The sequence below is a fragment of the Larsenimonas salina genome, assembly GCF_023736155.1.
GTDB lineage: Bacteria > Pseudomonadota > Gammaproteobacteria > Pseudomonadales > Halomonadaceae > Larsenimonas > Larsenimonas salina.
The window spans coordinates 1-6618 of sequence record NZ_JAMLJJ010000015.1 but is presented as its reverse complement, the minus strand read 5'-3'; the positions used below and the strand labels follow the sequence as shown (position 1 = coordinate 6618).

7 protein-coding genes are annotated in these 6618 nt (G+C 52.5%); 2 read left to right on the top strand and 5 right to left on the bottom strand.

The window, feature by feature from the left end; genetic code table 11:
• The first annotated feature begins 1319 nt into the window (after nucleotides 1–1319).
• A complete protein-coding gene (locus tag NAT23_RS14640) occupies nucleotides 1320–2192 on the top strand; it encodes a RepB family plasmid replication initiator protein (protein ID WP_251929392.1) in 873 nt (290 codons plus the stop codon).
• 62 nt (nucleotides 2193–2254) lie between these two features.
• On the top strand, nucleotides 2255–2701 hold the full coding sequence (locus NAT23_RS14635) for a helix-turn-helix domain-containing protein (protein ID WP_251929391.1): 447 nt from the start codon (nucleotides 2255–2257) through the stop codon (nucleotides 2699–2701).
• On the opposite strand, the gene NAT23_RS14630 is transcribed toward NAT23_RS14635, so the two are convergent.
• From NAT23_RS14630 to NAT23_RS14610, 5 genes are all read right to left on the bottom strand, one after another.
• A complete protein-coding gene (locus tag NAT23_RS14630) occupies nucleotides 2698–3324 on the bottom strand; it encodes a tyrosine-type recombinase/integrase (RefSeq protein ID WP_286010064.1) in 627 nt (208 codons plus the stop codon). The genes NAT23_RS14635 and NAT23_RS14630 overlap by 4 nt on opposite strands.
• 142 nt (nucleotides 3325–3466) lie before the next feature.
• Complete coding sequence (locus NAT23_RS14625; protein WP_251929389.1) at nucleotides 3467–4402, bottom strand: hypothetical protein; 936 nt, start codon at nucleotides 4400–4402, stop codon at nucleotides 3467–3469.
• Nucleotides 4380–5444, bottom strand: a complete 1065-nt coding sequence (locus NAT23_RS14620; protein WP_251929388.1) for a DNA methyltransferase — start codon at nucleotides 5442–5444, stop codon at nucleotides 4380–4382. The genes NAT23_RS14625 and NAT23_RS14620 overlap by 23 nt, the downstream gene beginning before the upstream one ends.
• Nucleotides 5445–5588: 144 nt before the next feature.
• Nucleotides 5589–5753, bottom strand: a complete 165-nt coding sequence (locus NAT23_RS14615; RefSeq protein ID WP_251929387.1) for a hypothetical protein — start codon at nucleotides 5751–5753, stop codon at nucleotides 5589–5591.
• Between the two features lie 14 nt (nucleotides 5754–5767).
• The gene (locus NAT23_RS14610) at nucleotides 5768–6607 is read right to left on the bottom strand and encodes a phage integrase N-terminal domain-containing protein (protein WP_251929393.1); all 840 of its coding nucleotides are present in this window, start codon (nucleotides 6605–6607) and stop codon (nucleotides 5768–5770) included.
• Between the last annotated feature and the right edge of the window lie 11 nt (nucleotides 6608–6618).

Here is a 6618-nt window from a genome sequence, read left to right as displayed (position 1 = left end):
GAAGGTTGCGGTACCCGAGGTCCTGCAGGTCACGGCTCATCGCTCGCAGCGATCGCGCACGCTGATACTGCGTCGTATGACTACCGTCGCGGTTGCGCCGGCAGAGTTGCATGAAGTCGTAACTCAGCTTGTTCATGAGCAGTTCGCGGTAAGTGTAATTGCCGGTCCGAACGGCCTTACCGTCTCGGAGCGCCCGAAGGCTAAAGGCATGGATCAAGGACGATGCTCGTCGTCTGCTGCGATGGCAGCGCCCGACGGTTCACCTGGTGGGAATCACGACGGGAGGTCGTGCAGCGTGTGTCTCCTCTGCTGGATGGAATAGCAGGAGATCGCGCACCCATGAGGGCGGCACGAATCCCCTCATAGGGCCACAGGTCACGTCTGTGGAACGCGTCAGCGGTGCTGACGGGGATCTCGGTTCGGGTTCTGTCGAACCCGGGTCGAAGACACCAAAGGGCGATCCATTCGAGGATCAACCGGCCTGCCTGGGTGAGGTGGCAGACAACCTCGAGGGCGTCACTGATAACCGTCAGTGACCAGCGGCTTACCCTGTAAAAAATAGCTCATCACGTGTTTGTCACTCAAGTATTTTCCTAAAAAACCTTCCATTTGTGGCGTTACCAGCCTGCGTCACTACCTATGGAAGTGACGCAGGCGAAAGCATGCAGTGGTCAAATTACCTCTTGTCCTGCGGACCAGTCGCTCACGCGCTGACGCCCTTCGGTTGTCGGGCACGATGTTGTCTGGATCGCCTACCCCCACGATCGATCCAGACAACATCGCACCTGACGTACCCCATCAACTGGTCACCGTGGCTGAAATCATCTGTGACGTTTGGATGCTCGCGAGCGTAGCGAGCCATGACCAACCAGCGGGACACCTTGCCTGCGGTGCCACTGCCGAGTGGGCGCTGCACAGATGCCGGCAAAGCCCACTCGCCTTTCTGGTTAACCGGGGTTCAGTGAAAAAAGTTACCGAAACCGCGTGCCTTAGACGACCATCGTGACGCGCTGTCGCGAAGAGACTTGAAGCGTCCAGTCGTGCGCCTCTGGCGCAGCATCATCAGGCCCGGCGTAGCCGGGGGCGGAGCGAAGCGGAGGGCTGGCGAGCGTATGGCGTTCTTTTCTGTACCTTTTCCCTTTTCCCTTTTAGGTGCTGTAATTCATTGATTATTAATTGTTTTTAGGCTTAAAAGGGGAGGGATTGATGGTTGAAAGGGGAGGGATTGATGGTTGAAAGGGGAGGGATTGATGGTTGAAAGAGGGAGGGATTGATGGTATTAAAGGAGTTAAATATTTAACTCCTTTAATTGAGTCGGTATGGATCCTTCACTAATCTACAAAAGCAATGCACTGATCGAAGCGTCCTATCGTCTGAGCGTCTATGAGCAGCGTATCGTGCTGGCTTGCATCACTCAGGTGCGCCGGGACCAACCATTGACGGATCAACAACTCTACGAAGTCAGCGCCCAACAGATAGCCGACATGACAGGTACCCAGTTAGGCACTGCTTACCAAAATCTCAAAGCCGCGTCAGAGAGGCTCTTCGAGCGTCGTGTGACGCTGCACGAAGCCCCTAACAGCAAAAGCGGGGGCAAGGTACGACTCACTCGCTGGGTGCAAACGGTGGAATATCGAGAGGCAGAGGGCATGGTGGCTCTACGCTTTGGTACCGACATGATTCCCTATCTGTCCCAGCTTACCGAGCAATTCACCCGTTACGCTCTGGCTGACGTGGCACGCATGGATAGCGCCTACGCTATTCGACTCTACGAGTTGTTGTGCCAGTGGCGCGACGCCGGCCAGCGTGAAGTATCTATCGAGTGGCTGCGCGAGGCGTTCCAGCTAGAGGGCAAGTACCCCGCCATCAAGGATTTCAAGCGCTGGGTCGTTCAGCCTGCAGTCGATCAGATCAACGAGCACTCGCCGCTGTGGGTGAAGTGGGAGCAGCGCAAGACCGGACGACGCGTTTCGCACTTGGTATTTTCTTTCGGCGAGAAAGCCCCAGAGAAGCCCCAGAAGCAGCGTAAGAATAAAACCAAGGGCAAGGCAGGCAGCGACCCCCAGACAAGCTCAGGGGCGCTCTACGGCATTCCTACGTCGACTATCAAAGCTCAAGCGCAACCAGGAGAATCTTACGAGGACGCGGCATTACGAATCCTCGAAAACCGACGAAGTGCTTCCAAGTCGTGAACTCTGCTCCTTAGAGGCCATACTGTCGGGCAACTCGACGACAGAACCCAACAGGGCCCGACATGCCCCAACTAACCATTGGCCGGATGGCCAAATTGTACGGTCTGCACCGCTCTACATTGTACGAGGCAGTCGCTAAAGGCCGCGTAACAGCTGCAATTAATGGCAAAGGGCAGAAGATTCTCGATCTTTCAGAGATGATCCGTGTTTATGGAGAGCCACCCGGTCAGAAATCTTTTCCCCTACAAAAACCGACACTCCAAAACGACACCTTACCCGACACTCCTAACGTCCTCGAAAAGTTCGATGCGCTCCTTGAGATTGTGAGGGAACAGCGCGATGAACTTCGACAGCTACGTGAGGAAGTTGCACAACTACGCAGGCTCCCTCCTCCTTCCGATGCCATCGAGAAAACAGCCACGACACATCACAAAAATGAAGATCCTCATGGCTTTCGATCGCTGGTCCAGGCAATACGTGATCACACTGACGGTTCACCCGATCGCTAGAAGCTCAGCCGCTCAAACTGACGCCCGGTGAGGGCGGTATAGGCCACCGTGCTCTGAATATTGGCGTGGCCCAAGTACAGCTGAACTGTGCGCAGATCCACGCCTTGGTTGATGAGATGCACGCCGCAGGCATGGCGTAAAGCGTGTGGATGCCATTTCAAGCCCAGCACTCGCTCGCTGAGACGATGCAGCAGGCGCCGAAAACCATCAGCGCTGACCGGCGCACCCCGCTCGTTGACAAACACCAGACCCGTCGCACGGCCGCTTTCGCGTTGGTAGCGTTTCAGCGCCCGTACGGTGTCACCCTGCAGCGGATGCGTGCCATCGAGACTGCCCTTGGCACGGGTGACGCGTAGCTCGTGAGTCATTAGGTCGACGGCCGACCAGCGCAGCCCTACTAACTCGGATACCCGTAGCCCGTGCTCGAAGGCCAAGCACAGCATCAACGCGTCGCGCCGACCGTGACGATTGTGTCGAATCGCACCACGCATTAACCGGTGAACCTCGTCTCGAGTCAGGTGTTTGCGGCCGCGGGCGGCATCGTTGGCGACGCGATCATGAACTGTCCGGGTTTCAATAAATGGAGGTTCTGTCGGGGCTAGGTGTCGGGGCCTGTCGGGCAAGGGCGGGAGCGCTCCTAGTCGCGGGTACTGTCTGGGTTTCAGTTAAAAGCCAGACAATAGAAATTGCCTTGAGGCACGTTATCTAGCGGATATCGAAATTTACATCGAGATCAGTGATCTACTTTATGGATCATTCCGATGACTATATGGGTATTTCCCCCCCATCAATTAAATTGGCAATGTGTCGAAAATTATCAGCAACCTTTCTTGCTATATCAGGATTATCGAGGCTTTTTCCAAGATTATCCGCGATCTTTTGTAGTGCTATGTCAATATCTTTGTTGGTAGCACTTTCAGTAAACATAGATAAGAATCTTTGCCATGCAGCCAGTTGAATTCCTGCTAGCTTCTCTTCAAAAAGGCCGGATATGTATTCTTCCATAGCACCAGAGCGCGCCAATCTCCCAAAATTCCCTCCACTGTCGCTCTCTGGAACATCAGAGATCCTATCCGATTTTGTTGGGTAATGGCTGTTCGCGGAAGAAATTCTAACGTCTTTCTTAGAAGACCCTCCCCTTTTGTGCCTCCAATACCAGTTCCTATATTCGGACGCATGCCTAGCCCCCATAACAAAAGGCTCAAAAACTATAGGAGATCCTGAAATCACATTTGAAAGAGCCCAAGGAACAACTACAAGAAGGTCTGCAGGAGCGCAAACCGCAGGAGTTACTTTGTACCTAAAGCTTGGCTCCCTTTCTTTTGCCAAAACATACCATCCTTTAAGCTCAATACCCATAATGATGGCTGGTTTTACATTGGGAGCACTAGCTTTAAGAACAACATCTGGAAATGTTTGTGGCTGACGTTCAAATTCGTAAAGTGCATATTCCTGTTCAGGATCCCAGACAGACCTGAGCTTGTTTAAAGAGTTAACAACTTGTTGCTCAATGGTCGCACCAAGAGAAGAGTTAAAAGCAAAAAGGTCAGTTGCTAAAACTCCATCAATATTTAATGAACTTTCAAAGCGCGATGGCAAAGAAAAAACAGCTTTTTTCACAGACTCAAAGAGACCATGATGCTCCCAGCTATCACTAGGCTCTATTGCTTCGGGCGGCTCAGGAATTTCGCTTTTGCTCATGCTTCGGTAAATCCTTGTATATATCTTTTACCCTTTGAGAAGCGACCTCGAAATATTCGGGAATGAGCTCTGAAGCATAACACTCACGCCCTAAATTAAGAGATGCAACAGTAGCAGAACAAAGACCCCCGAAAGGCTCCCAAACCACATCACCTAAATCAGTTGAAGCACCAACAATTCTTTCCATTAGCTTCAATGGCTTTTGATTAGCATGTAGTGACTTAAGACCTTGTTTGGTGATTCTTTCTCTACCTCTTACAGCCGGCTCTTGCCACACGTTAGTAACACCATGGACATGGTTCCATTTAGCTCGCATCCTATCCCACTTTTTGGCATTTAAACGGCTTTTACCATCAAGAGAGAAATATGGACGCTCTGTAGCAGAACCATTTTCATTGGCATATTTTTCGAGCATCTCCATTTTTTCCGACGGTGGAAAATACCAAAGATGACATTGAGTAAAATATTTTCTTGTAGCGGCATTCTTTACACCACAAGCTTCATTAGTTTTATAGAGAGGAAGGCCACTTCTAAACCATTCGCTTCGTAACCATTCTTTAATCGAGCAAGGTTTTCCCTCATAATTTCTTAACTGAACATCTCTTGTGTATTGGACACATATTTCAGTTACAACAGGAAACCCTCTTATTGTGTCGCCATTGCAGTTGCCGGCAACATGTCCGACACCTTTATCCCAGATGTGGGCTGCTTTGTATTTCCACCCATGCAGCTTAAGTACCTGATGAACTTCAGCCCAAGCAAGTTCGGAACACCAGAACCAAAGAGTAGTATCAGCACTAGCTTTTTTACTCCACTCGGCTATATGAGGTGCATACCACTCCGCTAGACTTTCCACCCCATTTGGATCTCCAGGATATTTTGAAAGTCCATAAGGGCCATCAGATACTATCGCTGTAGGAGTTGGCCATTCTTTATATTTTTCAAGTGCATCCCCTAAGTGCAAGCTCACCTTGGGATTTTCAGGATCACTTATCCGTAACGGTTCATGTAAAGGTCTTTGATATTTAAGTATTTTTGCCACAAAAATTCTCCTTTGGGCATTTCTCATTATTGGGCATTTTATCTGGATTCTCGATCGAGCTGTTTGAACTCGGCTGCCGTTTTTGGATCGCGCTAAAATGACCAGTTCCGACTGAGCTGAACCCAGCAGCCACAACAATCTGTTTCAAGAGTGATTGCGCCTGGCCATGATTCTGCGGTGGGCGCGGTACGCGTAGATACCGCAAAAAACCAATGGCACGAGAAACATCCCCAGCACCATTGCCAGTGTCGACCACTGCATGCTTTGGCTTCCGGCATTCTCCGCCAGTAGCAGTGTGATGTAGCTCATCCGCTTCTCCCGTCTCAGCGCCCCAGATAGATCGCCGTGATCTGCTCGCGTTCGTGGCCCAGCTCACGCGAGATAGCCAGTCGAGCCTCCCTGTCCTTATTGCGCTGTTCCGGGGTCAGTTCGCTCGAGGCCATTCCGCCGGCAGCCGGCGCAACTCGCCCTGTCAGCTCTCGATAACGCGATTGGGCATAGGCGTGCCGCAAGCCATGCATCCGCGACAGCCCGGCTTTACCCAGCTGATACTCGTAGTGCTTGAGATGCCGGGCATAAGACCTGTCTTCCGGAATCAAGGATCTCGAACCGGCCAGCCTGTGCGCCTGATCCAGAGCCAGCCGCTGCGACTCGGTCCGGATCGGAATCTCGCGTTCGCGGCCGCCTTTCGTCCAACTACCCTGTAATACCAATCGATCGCCACGGTCTGCGCTGGTTGGCTGGATCTTCATCGACTCCTCCCGACGCAGGCCGAACTCACGCTGTAAGACCAGACTGGCCTGAATGCGTTCGTCCGGAATCGCTGACACACGCGGATCCAGCTCCTGCGCTCGGCTGACCTGAGCGGTATAGGCTCGATCAGCGATGCCCAGTGCGCTGTTGTCGCGAGGTACCACACTGGACTTGCCCACCTTCTCGGCCCACCACCGAATGTGAGCCAATCGATTCTTGAGCGTCGCGTCACCCAGCCCGTTATCGCGCCAGTGTGAGACCAGCGCCTCCACGTGCTTTGGTTTCAGGCTTTCCGCTCGAAGGTTGCGGTACCCGAGGTCCTGCAGGTCACGGCTCATCGCTCGCAGCGATCGCGCACGCTGATACTGCGTCGTATGACTACCGTCGCGGTTGCGCCGGCAGAGTTGCATGAAGTCGTAAC

What these genes read in the sequence shown, in the direction of transcription:
- NAT23_RS14610 (WP_251929393.1), bottom strand. Translation starts at nt 6,607, where the DNA reads ATGCAACTCTGCCGGCGCAACCGCGACGGTAGTCATACGACGCAGTAT.
- NAT23_RS14635 (WP_251929391.1), top strand. Translation starts at nt 2,255, where the DNA reads ATGCCCCAACTAACCATTGGCCGGATGGCCAAATTGTACGGTCTGCAC.
- NAT23_RS14615 (WP_251929387.1), bottom strand. Translation starts at nt 5,753, where the DNA reads ATGAGCTACATCACACTGCTACTGGCGGAGAATGCCGGAAGCCAAAGC.
- NAT23_RS14640 (WP_251929392.1), top strand. Translation starts at nt 1,320, where the DNA reads ATGGATCCTTCACTAATCTACAAAAGCAATGCACTGATCGAAGCGTCC.
- NAT23_RS14625 (WP_251929389.1), bottom strand. Translation starts at nt 4,402, where the DNA reads ATGAGCAAAAGCGAAATTCCTGAGCCGCCCGAAGCAATAGAGCCTAGT.